The organism is Pseudomonas fluorescens group sp. PF-69 (assembly GCF_054481235.1).
In genome coordinates this window covers 113,759-129,078 of record NZ_JBTMNC010000001.1, presented here as the reverse complement: position 1 = coordinate 129,078, position 15,320 = coordinate 113,759, and the positions used below count along the sequence as shown (strand labels likewise).

Sequence of the window (15,320 nt, the reverse complement as noted above, 5' to 3'; positions counted from 1 at the left end):
GGGAGCCGGGAATGCGGCTCCCCTTTTTTTCGTGCGGCGTTTATTTCAGGTTACCGCTGAGGAATTGTTTCAATCGCTCACTCTTCGGATTGCCCAGCACGTCTTCCGGCGCGCCTTCCTCTTCCACCAGGCCCTGATGCAGGAACAGCACCTGGCTCGAGACCTTGCGGGCGAAGCTCATTTCGTGGGTCACCATGATCATGGTCCGGCCTTCTTCGGCCAGGCCCTGGATCACGCGTAGCACCTCACCCACCAGCTCCGGGTCGAGCGCCGAAGTCGGCTCATCGAACAGCATGACCTCCGGCTCCATGGCCAGCGCCCTGGCAATGGCCACCCGCTGTTGCTGGCCGCCGGACAGGAATGCCGGATACTGGTCCGCCACCCGCGCTGCCAGGCCAACCTTGTCCAGATAGCGTCGTGCACGGTCTTCGGCTTCCTGCTTGCTGCACCCCAGCACCCGGCGCGGGGCCATGGTGATGTTCTCCAGCACGGTCATGTGGCTCCACAGGTTGAAGTGCTGGAACACCATGGCCAGTCGGGTACGGATCCGTTGCAGCTCATCGGGATCGGCGACATGCATGCCGTGTCGATCCTTGATCATGCGGATCGCCTGGCCGTCGAGGCTCATGGCGCCGTCGTTGGGTTGTTCGAGAAAGTTGATGCAGCGCAGAAAGGTACTTTTACCCGAGCCGCTGGCGCCGATCAGGCTGATGACGTCGCCGGTGTTGGCCTTGAGCGAAACGCCTTTGAGCACCTGATGATCGCCGTAGCTTTTATGCAGGCCTTCGATGGTCAGTTTGTACATGGAACAGGCATCCTCAAGGCGAAAGTAGGTAGCCGCTGCGATAGGCTTCGGTGCCCGCGACATGGGCGATCACCATGCCGGCAGTGGCCATGCGGCGCAGCGAGCGGGCGTACATCAACCCGGCGGCGGTGCAATGAACAGGGGTGACTCGATCCGCGATCGGGTCAATGATTTCGGCGATCAATTGCCCGGCTTCCAGGTATTCCCCTGGCAGCGCAGTGAACACCAGCAAGCCGCCGACGGGCGTGGCCACGGGTTCGACAGCAGCCAGCGGTGTGGCCGGGTAGGGCAGCTCGGGCATGGGCGCCGGTTCACCGGCGATCGCGCCGAAATGAATCAGGTAATCAATCAGCGCCTGACTGTCCAGGCTGGCCAGCGGGTGGTTGACGTCACCCTGGCCGCGCAGTTCGACGGTAACCGAAAAGCTGCCCGCCGGAATGTCGAAATGTTCGCCGAAGCGCTCTTTCAACTGCCACCAGAGCAAGGTGAAGCATTCGTCGAACGACTGCCCGCCGGAGTCAGTGGCCAACAGGCTGGCCTCGGCACCGATGTAGCGGGCCAGAGGCTCGACCTGGGGCCATGCATCCGGTGTGGTGTACAGGTGCGCGACGGCTTCGAAATCGCAATGCAGGTCCAGCACCATGTCGGCATCGCAGGCCAGCCGCTGCAGGGTCAGGCGCTGGGATTGCAACTGGGTGCTGGCGGTCTGCCGGGCAAGTGCATGACGCAAACTGTCACGAATCAGTTCGAGGTTGTGCTGCGGGTCATCGCCGAGTCGGCCCTCGATCTCGTTGCCGACCTCTTCGCTCAGATCGACGAACCAGCGGTTGAAATTCTGACCGCTTTCCAGCTCGTAGCGGCCCAGCGGTACATCCATCAGCACTTGCTCCAGGCCGACCGGATTGGCCACCGGAACCAGGACGATTTCGCTGCGCAGGCGGCCGGCGGCTTCCAGCTCCGCCAGGCGTTGCTTGAGGTGCCAGGCCACCAGCATGCCGGGCATTTCATCGGCGTGAAGGGATGACTGGATGTAGATCTTGCCGTTGGCCGGTTGCGGCCCGAAGTGAAAACTGTGGATCTGTCGCGCGGTCCCCGGCAGCGGGGACAGCAAGTCATGTATCTGGTGGCGCATGTGCGAGAAGTCCTAGTGGGTCGGCCCGAGGAAGGCCAGCCATCGGCGTTCGGCGAGGCGGAACAGGCCGACCAGCGCAAAGGTGACGGTCAGGTAGATCAGTGCGGCGATGCCGAACGACTGGAAGGTCAGGAAGGTCGCCGAGTTGGCGTCCCGAGCGACCTTCAGGATGTCCGGGATGGTCGCGGTGAACGCCACGGTGGTCGAGTGCAGCATCAGAATCACTTCGTTGCTGTAATACGGCAACGAGCGACGCAGGGCCGAAGGCATGATCACGTAGGCATACAGCTTCCAGCCTGTCAGGCCGTAAGCCTTGGCCGCTTCGACTTCACCGTGGTTCATGCTGCGAATCGCCCCGGCGAAAATCTCCGTGGTATAGGCGCAAGTATTCAGGGCGAAGGCCAGGATGGTGCAGTTCATTGCGTCGCGGAAAAAACTGTCGAGCAGCGGTTGCGCACGCACGGCGGCCAGGCTGTAGATCCCGGTGTAGCAGATCAGCAGCTGGATATAGAGTGGCGTGCCGCGAAACAGGTAGGTATAGAACTGCACCGGCCAGCGAATGTAGGAGTGCGGCGAGACCCGGGCGATGGACAGCGGAATCGATACGATGAAACCGAAGAAGATCGACGCGCTGAGCAGCCACAGGGTCATGGCCAGGCCGGTGATGTTCTGGCCGTCGGTGTAGAGAAAGGCTTTCCAGTATTCCTGCAGGAGTTCGATCATCGCACGGCCTCCCGTGTACCGGCAGCGTAGCGGCGTTCCAGCCAGCGCAGAATGAAGTTGGAGGCACTGGTGATCGCCAGGTAGATCAAGGCGGCGAGCACCAGGAAGTAGAACAGTTGGTAGCTGCTTTTACCGGCATCCTGCGCGGCCTTGACCAGGTCGGCCAGGCCAATGATCGATACCAGCGCGGTGGCCTTGAGCATGACCATCCAGTTGTTGCCGATACCCGGCAGGGCGTAGCGCATCATCTGCGGGAACACCACGATGCGGAAACGCTGGCCGCGTTTGAGACCGTAGGCAGTGGCGGCTTCAACCTGGCCGCGAGGCACGGCGAGGATCGCGCCGCGGAACGTTTCGGTGAAGTACGCGCCGTAAATGAAGCCCAGGGTCAAAACACCGGCGCTGAACGGGTTGATCTCGATGTATTCCCATTCCATGTAGTCGGTGAACGATGTCAGCCAGGTTTGCAGGCTGTAGAAAATCAGGAGCATCAGCACCAGATCCGGCACCCCGCGAATCAGCGTGGTGTAGCACTGGGCAGGCAAGCGCAGCAGTTTGACTTTTGACAGTTTGGCACTGGCGCCGAGCAGGCCGAGCAATACGGCCACCAGCAGCGACATCGCCGATAATTTGATGGTCATCCAGGTGCCTTCCATCAGCAACGGACCGAAGCCCTTGAGGCTGAAGGCTGAGAGCCCCAGATTTTGTAGGAAGTTTTCAAACATAAATCAGCAACCTGATCGGAAGAAAAAAGCGCCCATCGCGAGATGGGCGCCGGGCATTATTTGCCGCTGTACAGATTCAGATCGCCAAAGTGTTTCTTCTGAATGGTGGCGTAGGTGCCATCATCGTGTAACGCTTTGATACCTTTATCCAAAAGGGCTTTCAGCTCGGTGTTACCTTTCTTAATACCGACCGCTGTCTTGGCTGGCAGCAGTTCGCTGTCGACCGGCTTGCTGATTTCGTAATCGGCGCCGTTTGGCGACTTCAGGAAGCCCAGTTCGGCTTGCAGCATGTCCTGGATCCCGGCGTCGAGACGACCGGAAGTCAGGTCGGAGTACACCTGGTCCTGGTTCTGATAGGCCTGGGTTTTAACGCCAGCCTTGTCCAGAACGGCTTTGGCATAGGCTTCCTGAATGGTGCCTTGCTCGTAGCCGACGGTTTTGCCTTTGAGCGACGCGACGTCTGCCGTGATGCCAGAACCTTTCTTGGACACGTAAGCGGTTGGGCCGGAGAACAGTTCGCTGGAGAAGTCGATGACTTTTTCGCGGGCCGGAGTGACGGTCATCGAAGAGATCACGCCGTCGAATTTATTGGCCTTCAGGCCAGGAATCATGCCGTCGAAATCGCTTTCGACCCATTTGCACTTGACCTTCAGTTCGGCGCAGATTGCATTCCCCAGATCGATGTCGAAACCGACCAGGCTGCCGTCGGCCGCTTTCGACTCGAACGGTGCGTAGGAAGGGTCAACGCCAAAACGCAATTCCTTGTATTCCTTTGCCAGCGCGGAGCCAGCGGCAACGCACAATGCCAGTGCAGAAAGGGTCAGCAATGCTTTTTTCATTATTCAATCCCTAAGAACCAATATGAGCGCTTGTGGCGCAGAATTATTGTTACTGGTGAGCGTAAGACCTAATGAAAGTAGCAATTTCCGAACCAGAGTGCCGAACAAGCGTTTTAAAAGGTGTTCAGGAAATTGCCGGAAGGGATTAGTGCACGAAATTGGGCGACGTGGGAAGCCTGCACCTTTTTAGATCGAGATGTGGCGAAACCCTGTGGCGAGGGCGCTTGCTGTCGCTCGACTGCGCAGCAGTCGTAAACGCGACAGTGACGTTTGACGGATGTGCCGCGTGGACAGATCCAAGGGCCGTTTCGCAGCCCGGCGGGAGCAAGCTCCCTCGCCTCAGGGAATGGGTTTACTTGCCAGGTGTCAGGGTCAATCGTTTGGTCCCGTACACCTTGTCAAAGTTTTGCGGCTGCATCGGCAAGCTCTGATACTGACCTTTCAGCCACGGCTCGATGCTGTTCAGGTAATTCGGGCTGGCCGGGTTGCCGGACTGGCCCGTGGCATTCTGGCCCATCAGCGGTTCGGCTTGGCCGAAGTCGACGATAAAGCGCATGGCAGGCACCAGCGTGGTGTTGAAATCCTGGCCCCAGGCGAATGCAGCCGTATTGAGCGTGGTGTGATCGCCGCCGGCCGGCAACGGACCGCGAACGGTCTGGCCAGTGGCATTTTTCCATTCGTAGCGATGCAATTTGCCCCACTGCCAGCCTTTGTGGTCACCGCCCAGCTGACTGTCCCCGGCGCTGATCGCCGCGGCCAGGCTGCGTGCCAGGATCGCCGGTTTGTCTTCTTTCTGCGCGGTGCGCACGTCATCCCAGAATGGACTGTCTTCGCGGCCCAGCAGGTGATCGGCCTGCGCGGCATAGGACAACTTGCCGTCGGCGACAAAGGCTTTCCACGCCGGGCTGCTTTCTGGCCCCAGTTCATCAAGGAAAATCTGCTTGGCGCTTTCCTGCAGGAACAGCTCGTAGATCGCCGCATCGGCGGAGGTCGGGCTGAGTTTGCCATCGAACGCCATCAGGCGGGTGAACGCTTCGCGTGCCTTGGCTCCATCCGCTGCGGGCAACGCCGCGATGGCTTGTTTGAGCGGTTGGGACATGCCGGGCGCTGCGAACATTTTCTTTAATTTGGCGGCGAAGGTGGTGGTCTGGTCGTACTGCATCGCGATCAGGCTACGGGTGTCATGCTTGCCCACCCCGGCCAGTTCAGCCAGGCGCTCGCCACGTTCCGGCGCCGACCAGGAATTGGACAGCTGCATGCCATAGCCATGGGGGATGACCCGCTGATTCGCGGTGCCGAGCCAGCCCTGGGCCGGGTCCTGATCGTAGGGGTGCAGCATCGGGTCGGCGTAGCCGTCCCAGTCGTAGCGACCTTCCCAGCCTGGTGAGGGCAACAGGCCTTCGCCTTCGCGACGGTTCGGGTAGCGACCGGTGACTTGCCAGCCAATGTTGCTGGCATCGGCAAACACCAGGTTCAGCGCAATGGCGCGGATTTCGCGGCTGGCGTCCGACGCCTTCTCGACATTCTGTGCGCGGGACAGGTCAAAAAACGCGTCCAGGGTTTTGTCATCGGTGAAGCTCGGCGTCTGCAAGGCCAGGCCGAAGCCGCTGCCCTGGGCAAGACCCTGGGCGCTGTTGAGCAGCGGGCCGTGGCGGGTTTCGTACACCGCTTCGCGAATCGGCCGCTGGCCTTTGACAAAGTAGGTTTCGTTGCGCACCACCGCCGGCTGCCATTTGCCGCCGTTTTCGTAGGCCAGGCCGTTGCCCTGGCGTTTGATTTTTTCCAGGAACAGGTCCTGGTTGTCGCCCATGACGCTGGTGGTGCTCCACGCGACTTTGCCGTTGAACCCGCCGAGCACCATTGGCAATCCGGCAATGGTCACGCCGGACGCCTGATATTTCGGTGCGCGAATCTGTACGTAGCTGAACAACGACGGCACGCCCATCGGCCCATGGCTGTCGCTGGCCAGCAGGCTCTTGCCACTGCGGCTGCGTTGCGGGGCGATGGCCCAGTTGTTCGATGAAGTGGCGCCGAGCAGATTCAGCTCGGCGAGCTGACTCGTGGCTTTGCTGATTTCAGCCAGCCCCGGTACTTGCCCGTTGAGTCTGATGCCTTGCAGCTTTTCGCTTTCGGCCACTGGCAATTGTTCATCGGGGGCGGAAGGGGTCAGCCACGGCAGTTTGTCGGTGGATACCGTTTGGGCCAGCACCAGCGTGGAGATTTCCTCGGGCAGGTTGGCTGACTGACTGAAGTTGAGCAGGCAGAAAATCAGCGCCGAGTCTTCCGGTTGCCAGTATTCAGGCTTATAGCCGCTGGCGGCGAGGTCCGCCGGCAGCTTGTCGCGGTAGCGGAACAGGTAAGCGTTGACCCCGCGGGCATAGACTTCGAAGAAGCGCTTGAGGCGTGGCGACGATGCCTTATAGAGCTCGCCGGCGCTTTTCTTCAGATTGACCGCGCGCATGTAGCGGTCGGCGTCCAGCAGGTCCGAACCGTGCATCTCGGCCAGACGGCCCTGGGCCAGCAAACGCAAGGTGACCATTTGCGTGATGCGGTCGCTGGCGTGCACGTAGCCGAGGGTGAACAGGGCGTCGTGGAAGCTGCTGCTTTCGATCAACGGCATGCCCATGGCATTGCGGCGTACCGAAACGTTCTGAGCCAGGCCTTTGAGCGGCTGTACGCCGGAAGTCGGCGGGACGGAGTCCTGTGCGTTGAAGCTCTGACAGCCGGTCAGGCTCAAAACACCTGCAACTGCTGCGGCTACGCCGAACCGGGGTAGAAAATGTGTAAGGGCTGGCGAGGCCATGGCAAAGCTCCTGCGGGGCGGTAACGTCAGTAAAGGCGCTACGTTAGTGAGCAGGAGGTGGCCGCGCAAGCGGGCGGCCAGGTTATTTCAGGTTTTGTCCGAGATCCCGTTTGCATTCGATGGCTTGCCACTGGCCGGGGCCGATGTTGAAGTGCAGGAAATCCACTGACCTGGCGTGAGAAGAGCGAGCATGGAGCTTGAGAAAAACGCGGCACTGATCATCATCGATCAGCAAAAAGGCATCCTTCACCCCAGACTCGGCCGGCGCAACAATCCTCAGGCCGAAGACCGCATGCAGGAGCTCTTGGGCCACTGGCGTCGCAGCGGGCGGCCGATCATTCATGTGCAACACCTGTCCCGCTCGGAGGACTCGGTGTTCTGGCCGCAACAAGCGGGCGTCGAATTTCAGGAGCGCTTTGAGCCATTGCCTGGCGAGCAGCTGATTCAAAAACAGGTGCCGGATGCGTTTTGTTCGACGGGGCTGGAGGCGCGTTTGCGTGAGTCGGGGATCGGACAATTGATCATCGTCGGCGTGGCGACCCACAACTCCGTGGAGTCCACGGCGCGTAGCGCAGGCAATATGGGGTTCGATACGTGGGTGGCGGAGGACGCGTGCTTTACCTTCGACAAGGTCGACTTTTTCGGGCATGCCCGTTCAGCTGAAGAGGTACACGGGATGTCGCTGGGGAATTTGCATGGCGAGTACGCGACGGTCGTCAGTACCGCGCAGATCTTGATGGCCGATTGAAAACCTGTGGGAGCTGGCTTGCCAGCGAAGCGGGGCGTATGACAAAACGCGTCGTTTCGATCGCCAGCAAGCCGGCTCCTAAAGGGAAATGGGTCTAACCCATCAAGCGCCGTGGCACTTCTTGAACTTCTTGCCATTGCCACATGGGCAGGGGTCATTGCGGCCGACGTCTTTCAGGGCGTTGCGCACCGGTTCCTGGTGGGCGTGGCCGCAGTTCGGACCGTGGACATGGCCATGGTCGTGATCATGGTGGTCGTGATCGTGGTTGCAGTCTGGGCCATGTACATGGGGTTGCTGGGTCATCGGGGTTACTCCGGAATTAGATCGGCGGGGATTATCACGCCATTACGCGCCAGGTGCACGTAGTGGGCGATGAATAAACCGGTTTCCATTTCGCCTTCCAGTCGATAGGGGACGGGTTGCCTGGGACTTTTCAGTTGTTTGACCAGATCCCTCACTTTCGGCCACAGGTTGGTCCGGATCGGCACCTTGTAAAAACCGCTGCGTTTGGGGCCGACGGTGATCCAGTGTTCATGCTCGCCCTCGGCCAGCAGGATGTCGCCAAGATGAATGCGGTATTCCAGGCCGCGCACCGTCAGGTCGCTGTTGTTGGGGTTATCGATCCGGAAATGCAGCACAAAGCGCTGCTCCAACAGTTTGGCTCGCACGACTTCAACCCTGACCAGATGCACCTCGGGGTCCGGTTCGTCGTCGCTGAACCACGACGCACAGCCGCCGAGCCCCATAAACAGCAGCAGGAAGAGGGTTTGAAGTGTGCGTCGTCGACTGAGCATGGTGTGACTCCTTTGATGCCCAGTCTAGCTCCCTGGATTCACATCAACGGCCGAAATAACCCGAGCAGCACTTCTTGAACTTCTGCCCGCTGGCGCAGGGGCAGGCGTCGTTACGGCCGATGTCGAGGGGCACGGTCGGATCGATGAAATACCAGCGGTCGGCGTTCTGAACGAACGATGAACGCTCACGATGACTGTGTTCGCCGCTGCCGTCGTGCCAACGTGCGGTGAAGGTCACGAAAGCGTGTTCGGGCTGACCGCCAAGGACTTCCGAGCTTTCCACCTCAAGACCCAGCCAGGTGCTTTGGGCGCTCCAGTCGCTGATCGATTGCCGATCAAGGCCGGCTTGTTGCGCGGGCAGGGTGGTGGCCACCAGATAATCGATCAGGCCAAGCACGTAGGCACTGTAGCGCGAGCGCATCAGCGCTTCGGCGCAAGGGGCCGGGTGGCCGGCATGGTAATGACCGCAGCAGGCATCGAGCAGGGTGCCGCTGCCGCAAGGGCAAATGGATGTACTCATGGCGTTACCACCAATATTTCCCGAAGTTTTCCGGATTGGCCCAGAACCGCGAGTTGAGCCAGTCGGGGACTTGTTTGTAGTCAAGCAGATCATAGGTGAACAGCGTCAGCACTTGATCGTCACGCTGGAAGCGTTCGCTGGCCTGCAGCGCCAGGGAGAAAAAATCCGTTTCTTGCCAGCCGCTGGCGGGCAGGTCTGCCAGCACCGCGATGCGACTGGCATTGAGGTTGCGGATACCGCCGAGCAAATTCAGGCCGTCGCGCTTGGGCAGGTGCTCGAGGCAATCGACCGCCAGCGCGAGATCGAACCGGCGCCCCGCCAGCTCGGCAGGCAACGGCCCGGGTGCCGCGTGCGCCACGCAGCTGTCCGGGTGCGCGAGCTTGAAAGCCTCCAGCGCGGGGAATTCACTGGCGCCGATCAGCAGCAGGCGCGAAGGGGCGTAAAGATCCAGCAGAGCGGCCAGCGCTTGCTGCGGCGTGCGCGAAGAGTTACCTGCAATCATCAAAGATCCTCAATCAGATCTGCCAAGACTAGCTTGCCTGTGAGTCCGAGCCTAGAGCGGCTTTGACGCAAAACCGGCGATCCGTGCCGAACACTGGACAAAACAGCAATGGCCTATTGCTGGCGGAGATTAAAACTCCGGTCTTTACTCCGTGAATCGGTTCTAAGCCGATCCTTCAGGAGAAAACTAGATGAGCATAGTTCGGACAGCATTACCCCTGGTTCTGCTAACCAGTGTGTTGACTGGTTGCGCAGGTTTGCAGAAAACCGACTGGCCGACCTGTGCGGCCGTCGGTGGTGTCGTGGGCGCGGGTCTCGGTGCAACCGAGAGCTCGTCCTGGGCTGGTTATGGCGCGCTGATTGTCGGTGGCACGGCAGCGGCCTATTGCTGGGTTCACGGGGATGGCGACGAAGACGGCGATGGTGTGCCGGATAGCCGCGACAAGTGCCCGGGCACGCCTCATGGCGTGAAGGTCGATGCCGATGGTTGCCCACCACCAGCACCTGCACCAGTGGTCGAAGAGGTCGTGGTGGTCAAGGAAGAAACGATTGTCATCCGCGATGTTCACTTCCAGTTCGACAAAGCGACACTCACTGCGTCTGACAAGCAGGTGCTCGATAAGATCGCCACTCGCTTGAAAGCGGAAGCCCCAACCGCACGGATGACGGTTACCGGTCATACCGACAGCGTGGGCAGCGATACCTACAACCAGAAACTGTCGGACAAACGCGCCCACTCGGTGGTTGAGTACCTCATCCAGCAAGGCGTGCCGCGGAGCAACTTCGTGTCTGTTTCCGGTGCCGGTGAAAGCCAGCCGGTTGCCGATAACAAAACCGCCGACGGCCGTGCACAGAACCGTCGCACGGAAATCAAAATCGAGCGCTAAGTCCCTCGCATCCGCGGCTTGTGCAGTCGCGGATGCCGGTCTTTACTCCTGTGTAACCGGCATTGGCCGGTGACACAGGAGCTTCTCAAAATGACCCAATTCACACGGACCGTCTTGCCGGTTCTGCTGCTTGGCAGCCTGTTGACCGGTTGCGCCACTCACAGTGATGGCACCGCTCCCCTCAATCAACGTACCTGGCCGATCTGCAGCGTCATTGGCGGACTGGTCGGCGGAGGCCTTGGCGCTGTCGAAAGTGGCGGATGGGCGGCCGGTGGAGCGGCGCTCGGTATTTTGACCGGTGGTTTGATTTGCTATGCCCAGGATGGCGACGAAGACGGCGATGGCGTTTTCGACCGCCGTGATCGTTGCCCTGACACACCGGCCAACACCCCTGTCGATCATCGCGGTTGCCCGCTGCCCCAGTACCCGGCCAGTGTGAAGCTTGCCGAACCGGCGCAATCGGAGGTCATTACCCTGAGTGATGCCGGTGATGTGCTGTTCGCTTTTAACCAGTCAGAGCTGACACCCACCGCGAAGAGTCAACTGGACTCGATCATGGGCAAGTTGCAGGACGCCGATGTGATCAGCATCAAGGTGATCGGCTTCACGGACAGCGTCGGGTCGGATGCCTATAACCAGGGATTGTCCGAGCGTCGGGCCAGCAGCGTCGCTGAATACCTGCTGAGCCAGGGTGTGGCACCGAACAAACTCACCAGCGAAGGCAAGGGCGAAAGCCAGCCTGTGGCCGATAACGAAACAGATGAAGGCCGCTCCAAAAACCGTCGCGTGGAGCTGCACATCAATCGCTGAACCTCGAAATAGAGCTGTCGGGTGACTTTTCAGGTCGTCCCGACAGCCAATCGGCGATCTTCATGAAGAATTTTTGGTTGCCCTCTGGCTTATCCCGCGTGGAAGCCGTTACTGTGCGTGCAAATAATAATTCTGTTCGGGGGAGCGTATGAAGGTGTTCTGGGGGCTGGGGAAGCTGTTGACCCTGCTGTTCTGGTCGGTGGTGCTGGTCAATCTGCTCACGCCGTTCATCTATCCGCTGCACCTGCTGGTCAACCTGGCCGGCTGCCTGCTGGCAGGGCTCCACCTGCTGGAGATCGTCTTCTGCTTCCGCAGCCTCAGGGGGCGCGCCCATCCCTGGCGTGATCGCTTGAACATTCTCTTTTTCGGCGTTTTCCACCTGCAAACCATTCCCGCTCCGACCGCACCGAAGGCTTCTCATGCGTAAACTCTGTCTGCTCGCCGTACTCATCAGCCCACTGGCCTGCGCACAGGTGGTGAGTGTTGAAACCAACTCGCTGATGCGCTTGCCCAATACCGCCAGTACCTTGCAGCTGGATCGCCTGGAAGTGGCTGATTACGGCACATTGCTCATCCCGTCGAATGTCACCGAGGTCACCGTCGGCGAATTGCACCTGGGCCGTGATGCGCGGATCGCTATCGTGTCCAGCGAACAGGCGCTGGAGCTTAAAATCGGTCGTGCCGAGTTGGCCGAGGGCAGCCAGATCACCGCTCGCGGCGCGCCCGGTACTTACCAGAAGGCGGCCCGCTCCGGGCGTAATCTGAATGTGCAGATCAAGGCACTGAAGGCGCCGCAATTATTGGTGGATGCTCGTGGTGGTGCCGGAGCGCCGGGATATGTCGGCCTCGACGGGGCCAACGGCCAGCCTCCGGGCTGCACCTGGGGGCAGGCGGGTCGCGGTGCCGATGGCAGCGATGGCAGTAATGGCCAGCCGGGGGCGCCGGGTGCGTTGGTCAAGCTGGCAGTGCCGCGCGATTATCCCGCAGAACAAATCAAGGTTCAGGTAGCGGGCGGAGCCGGTGGCTTGGCCGGCCCCGGCGGCAAGCCGGGAGCGGGCGGTAAGGCCAAGGGTTGCTTCATCTACAAGGCCGATGGCGGCAAAAGCGGCAAACCTGGCGCCGATGGCCAGCCGGGGCCTGCGGGTGCGGCGGGCTCGGTGACGGTTCAGCGGTTATAAGCAACTTTTGAGATGTGTCTCGTCTGATCGATGGTCTTCGCGAGCAGGCTCGCTCCCACAGGATTGCTCCGTACCTGTGGGCGAGCGCGCTCGCGATGCTTTTAGAACATCGGCCGAGCCGCAGCAATCGCCACCAGTACCAACCCGACAATCAGATTGATCCCCACGAGGCGCCGAATCTTCCCGAGCACCGCAGCCCCCGCCGGCCAATCCTGCGCAATGACCGCCGTGCGCAACTCAGGCAGCATCAGTGCCTGAATCCGGATGAACAGCGCCGTCATCACCACATACAAGCCCATCATCACCTGCACATAGCGCGGAGCGGTTTCAAATCCGTTGAAGTGCATATGCAGCATGCCCACACCGCTGACGGGCAACAGCACGACCGCGACCCAGACCCAGCGGAAAAAACCTTGAAACACTTCTACCCACAATTTCAGTCGGGCAGGACCCTCCAGTGCCTTCACAGCCGCAGGGCGCAAGACCATCCAGGCGAAAAACATGCCGCCGACCCACACCAGTGCGGCGAGGACATGCAGGCTATAAACAAGGCTAAAAGCGGTCATTGGGGTACTCCGTTCTGCGCGGGATTAATTAGCGGGGTATGATAGCGGCCGATCCGTACCACTGAAAATTTATCCAGCGTTTTTTGCGCCCGACAATCCATGATCAGCACTGAACTCAAAACCACGATCCAGGGCGCCTACTCGCGTTTTCTCGAAGCCAAGAGCCTCAAGCCGCGCTACGGCCAACGCCTGATGATTGCCGAAGTGGCCAAGGTCCTCGGGGATATCGACACCGACGACGAAGGCCGGCGCAGCGGCGAGCCCGCGATTGTCGCGGTGGAAGCCGGCACCGGTACCGGCAAGACCGTCGCTTACAGCCTGGCCGCCATCCCGACGGCGAAAGCGGCCGGCAAGCGCCTGGTGATCGCCACGGCCACCGTCGCCCTGCAAGAGCAGATCGTCTACAAGGACTTGCCTGACCTGATGCGCAACAGCGGGCTGAATTTCAGTTTTGCGCTGGCCAAGGGGCGCGGGCGCTACATGTGCCTGTCCAAGCTCGACATGTTGCTCCAGGAAGGCCACGCGCAAACCGCCACGGCGCAGTTGTTCGAAGAAGAAGGCTTCAAGATCGAGGTCGATGAGGCCAGTCAGAAGCTGTTTACCAGCATGATCGAAAAACTCGCCGGCAATAAATGGGACGGTGATCGCGACAGCTGGTCCACCGCACTGGAAGACGCCGACTGGGCGCGCCTGACCACCGATCACAGCCAGTGCACCAACCGTCATTGCCCGAACTTCGGCCAGTGCGCCTTCTATAAGGCCCGCGAAGGCATGGGCAAGGTCGACGTGATTGTTACCAACCACGACATGGTCCTGGCCGACCTGGCCCTGGGCGGTGGCGCCGTGCTGCCGGACCCGCGAGACACCATTTACGTGTTCGACGAAGGCCATCACCTGCCTGACAAGGCCATCGGCCACTTCGCCCACTACACGCGCCTGCGCTCGACCGCCGACTGGCTGGAAACCACCGCCAAGAATCTCACCAAGTTGCTGGCCCAACACCCGTTGCCCGGTGATCTGGGCAAACTGATCGAACAGGTGCCGGAGCTGGCGCGGGAGATCAAGACCCAGCAGCAGTTCATGTTCACCGCCTGCGAGCAAGTCGCCGATTTCAAACCCGGCGAAGACGTTGAAGGGCGTGAACGACCGCGTCACCGTTTCGTCGGCGGGGTGATCCCCGAACACATGCGCGAAATGGGCATCGAGCTGAAAAAAGGCTTCGCCCGCCTGACTGACCTGTTCACCCGCCTGACCGATCTGCTCAAGGAAGGCATGGACGGCGTGGTCAACATCGGTATCGCCAGCAACCAGGCTGAAGAGTGGTATCCACTGTTCGGCAGCCTGTTGTCCCGTTCTTCGGGCAACTGGGAGTTATGGACCGCCTTCACCGTCGAAGACCCGGAAGACAACCCACCGATGGCGCGCTGGCTGACCCTGGCCGAAAGCGGCTCGCTGTTCGACATCGAAGTCAACGCCAGCCCGATCCTCGCGGCGGAAATGCTGCGACGCAACCTGTGGAACGTGGCCTACGGTGCGCTGGTGACCTCGGCCACCTTGACCGCCCTCGGCACCTTCGACCGCTTCCGCATGCGCGCCGGCCTGCCGAAGAAAGCCGTGACCGCCGTGGTGCCCAGCCCGTTTCATCACGCCGATGCCGGCGTGCTGCGGGTGCCGAATCTCAATGCCGACCCCCGTGATGCGGCGGCGCACACCGCGGCGATCATTCGCGATCTGCCTGATCTGGTCGAAGGTTCCCGCGGCACCCTGGTGCTGTTTTCCTCGCGCAAGCAGATGCAGGACGTGTTCGACGGCCTGGACCGCGACTGGCGCAAGCAAGTGTTCATTCAAGGCAACCTGTCGAAGCAGGAAACCCTGAACAAGCACAAGGCGCGGGTGGATGGCGGGGACTCCAGCGTGTTGTTCGGCCTGGCGAGTTTTGCCGAGGGGGTCGACCTGCCCGGCGCTTATTGCGAGCACGTGGTGATCGCCAAAATTCCGTTCTCGGTACCGGATGACCCGGTCGAGGCGGCGTTGGCCGAATGGATCGAAGCCCGTGGCGGCAATCCGTTCATGGAAATCTCCGTACCGGACGCCTCGCTGAAACTGGTCCAGGCCTGCGGTCGCCTGCTACGCACCGAAGAAGATCGCGGCACCATCACCTTGCTTGACCGGCGTCTGGTCACCCAGCGCTATGGCAAGGCAATCCTCAATGCGTTGCCGCCATTCCGTCGCGAAATTTCCTGATACATCGGTGGGCAAATCTGCCCGCCGTGTTGTCTATCTCTCTGT

The 15,320-nt window shown here is 60.7% G+C and carries 17 protein-coding genes; 6 read left to right on the top strand and 11 right to left on the bottom strand.

The genetic code is table 11. The annotated features are described in order from the left end of the window. Window positions 1–40: 40 nt before the first annotated feature. The 6 genes from ACX3YF_RS00640 to ACX3YF_RS00615 all read right to left on the bottom strand — a co-directional run bounded on the left by ACX3YF_RS00640 (window position 41) and on the right by ACX3YF_RS00615 (window position 7,027). Entirely contained in the window at window positions 41–805 is a 765-nt protein-coding gene (locus tag ACX3YF_RS00640) for an ABC transporter ATP-binding protein (protein WP_047526429.1), read from the bottom strand. A 13-nt stretch (window positions 806–818) separates the two neighbouring features. Beyond that, window positions 819–1,937: a succinylglutamate desuccinylase/aspartoacylase family protein gene (locus tag ACX3YF_RS00635; protein WP_130210956.1), complete on the bottom strand. Its 1,119-nt coding sequence runs from the start codon at window positions 1,935–1,937 to the stop codon at window positions 819–821. Between the two features lie 12 nt (window positions 1,938–1,949). Further along, the gene (locus tag ACX3YF_RS00630; RefSeq protein WP_047526431.1) at window positions 1,950–2,660 is read right to left on the bottom strand and encodes an ABC transporter permease; all 711 of its coding nucleotides are present in this window, start codon (window positions 2,658–2,660) and stop codon (window positions 1,950–1,952) included. After that, entirely contained in the window at window positions 2,657–3,385 is a 729-nt protein-coding gene (locus ACX3YF_RS00625; RefSeq protein ID WP_130210957.1) for an ABC transporter permease, read from the bottom strand. Before ACX3YF_RS00625 ends, ACX3YF_RS00630 begins: the two co-directional genes overlap by 4 nt. 56 nt (window positions 3,386–3,441) lie before the next feature. Continuing rightward, the gene (locus ACX3YF_RS00620; RefSeq protein WP_047526433.1) at window positions 3,442–4,224 is read right to left on the bottom strand and encodes a transporter substrate-binding domain-containing protein; all 783 of its coding nucleotides are present in this window, start codon (window positions 4,222–4,224) and stop codon (window positions 3,442–3,444) included. Window positions 4,225–4,576: 352 nt separating this feature from the next. Beyond that, on the bottom strand, window positions 4,577–7,027 hold the full coding sequence (locus tag ACX3YF_RS00615; protein WP_130210958.1) for a penicillin acylase family protein: 2,451 nt from the start codon (window positions 7,025–7,027) through the stop codon (window positions 4,577–4,579). A 190-nt stretch (window positions 7,028–7,217) separates the two neighbouring features. On the opposite strand from ACX3YF_RS00615, the gene ACX3YF_RS00610 reads away from it, so the two are divergent. Then, the gene (locus ACX3YF_RS00610) at window positions 7,218–7,775 is read left to right on the top strand and encodes a cysteine hydrolase family protein (RefSeq protein ID WP_130210959.1); all 558 of its coding nucleotides are present in this window, start codon (window positions 7,218–7,220) and stop codon (window positions 7,773–7,775) included. Between the two features lie 102 nt (window positions 7,776–7,877). Here the strand turns inward: ACX3YF_RS00610 and ACX3YF_RS00605 are convergent, their stop codons facing one another. The 4 genes from ACX3YF_RS00605 to ACX3YF_RS00590 are packed head-to-tail and all read right to left on the bottom strand — an operon-like array spanning window position 7,878 to window position 9,591. Further along, window positions 7,878–8,078 (bottom strand): SEC-C metal-binding domain-containing protein, encoded by a 201-nt coding sequence (locus ACX3YF_RS00605; protein ID WP_034146774.1) that lies wholly within the window; start codon window positions 8,076–8,078, stop codon window positions 7,878–7,880. Between the two features lie 5 nt (window positions 8,079–8,083). After that, a complete protein-coding gene (locus ACX3YF_RS00600) occupies window positions 8,084–8,569 on the bottom strand; it encodes an LEA/WHy family protein (protein ID WP_130210961.1) in 486 nt (161 codons plus the stop codon). Window positions 8,570–8,612: 43 nt separating this feature from the next. Continuing rightward, a complete protein-coding gene (locus ACX3YF_RS00595; RefSeq protein ID WP_130210962.1) occupies window positions 8,613–9,089 on the bottom strand; it encodes a YchJ family protein in 477 nt (158 codons plus the stop codon). 4 nt (window positions 9,090–9,093) lie between these two features. Next, a complete protein-coding gene (locus tag ACX3YF_RS00590) occupies window positions 9,094–9,591 on the bottom strand; it encodes a DUF6231 family protein (protein ID WP_130210963.1) in 498 nt (165 codons plus the stop codon). Window positions 9,592–9,781: 190 nt separating this feature from the next. Between ACX3YF_RS00590 and ACX3YF_RS00585 the strand changes: the two genes are divergently transcribed. The 4 genes from ACX3YF_RS00585 (at window position 9,782) to ACX3YF_RS00570 (ending at window position 12,465) form a co-directional block, all read left to right on the top strand. Further along, window positions 9,782–10,477 (top strand): OmpA family protein, encoded by a 696-nt coding sequence (locus tag ACX3YF_RS00585; protein WP_130210964.1) that lies wholly within the window; start codon window positions 9,782–9,784, stop codon window positions 10,475–10,477. A 90-nt stretch (window positions 10,478–10,567) separates the two neighbouring features. Next, entirely contained in the window at window positions 10,568–11,287 is a 720-nt protein-coding gene (locus tag ACX3YF_RS00580) for an OmpA family protein (RefSeq protein ID WP_130210965.1), read from the top strand. 148 nt (window positions 11,288–11,435) lie between these two features. Next, entirely contained in the window at window positions 11,436–11,714 is a 279-nt protein-coding gene (locus ACX3YF_RS00575; RefSeq protein WP_130210966.1) for a DUF1145 domain-containing protein, read from the top strand. After that, window positions 11,707–12,465 (top strand): collagen-like triple helix repeat-containing protein, encoded by a 759-nt coding sequence (locus ACX3YF_RS00570; RefSeq protein ID WP_130210967.1) that lies wholly within the window; start codon window positions 11,707–11,709, stop codon window positions 12,463–12,465. The genes ACX3YF_RS00575 and ACX3YF_RS00570 overlap by 8 nt, the downstream gene beginning before the upstream one ends. 101 nt (window positions 12,466–12,566) lie before the next feature. On the opposite strand, the gene ACX3YF_RS00565 is transcribed toward ACX3YF_RS00570, so the two are convergent. Further along, window positions 12,567–13,031, bottom strand: coding sequence for a CopD family protein (locus tag ACX3YF_RS00565; protein ID WP_103403561.1), 465 nt, complete (start codon window positions 13,029–13,031; stop codon window positions 12,567–12,569). A 99-nt stretch (window positions 13,032–13,130) separates the two neighbouring features. On the opposite strand from ACX3YF_RS00565, the gene dinG reads away from it, so the two are divergent. Further along, window positions 13,131–15,275 carry an ATP-dependent DNA helicase DinG gene (gene dinG / locus ACX3YF_RS00560; RefSeq protein ID WP_458973290.1) on the top strand — a complete coding sequence of 715 codons (2,145 nt, stop codon included), beginning with the start codon at window positions 13,131–13,133 and terminating at the stop codon, window positions 15,273–15,275. Window positions 15,276–15,320 lie beyond the last annotated feature (45 nt).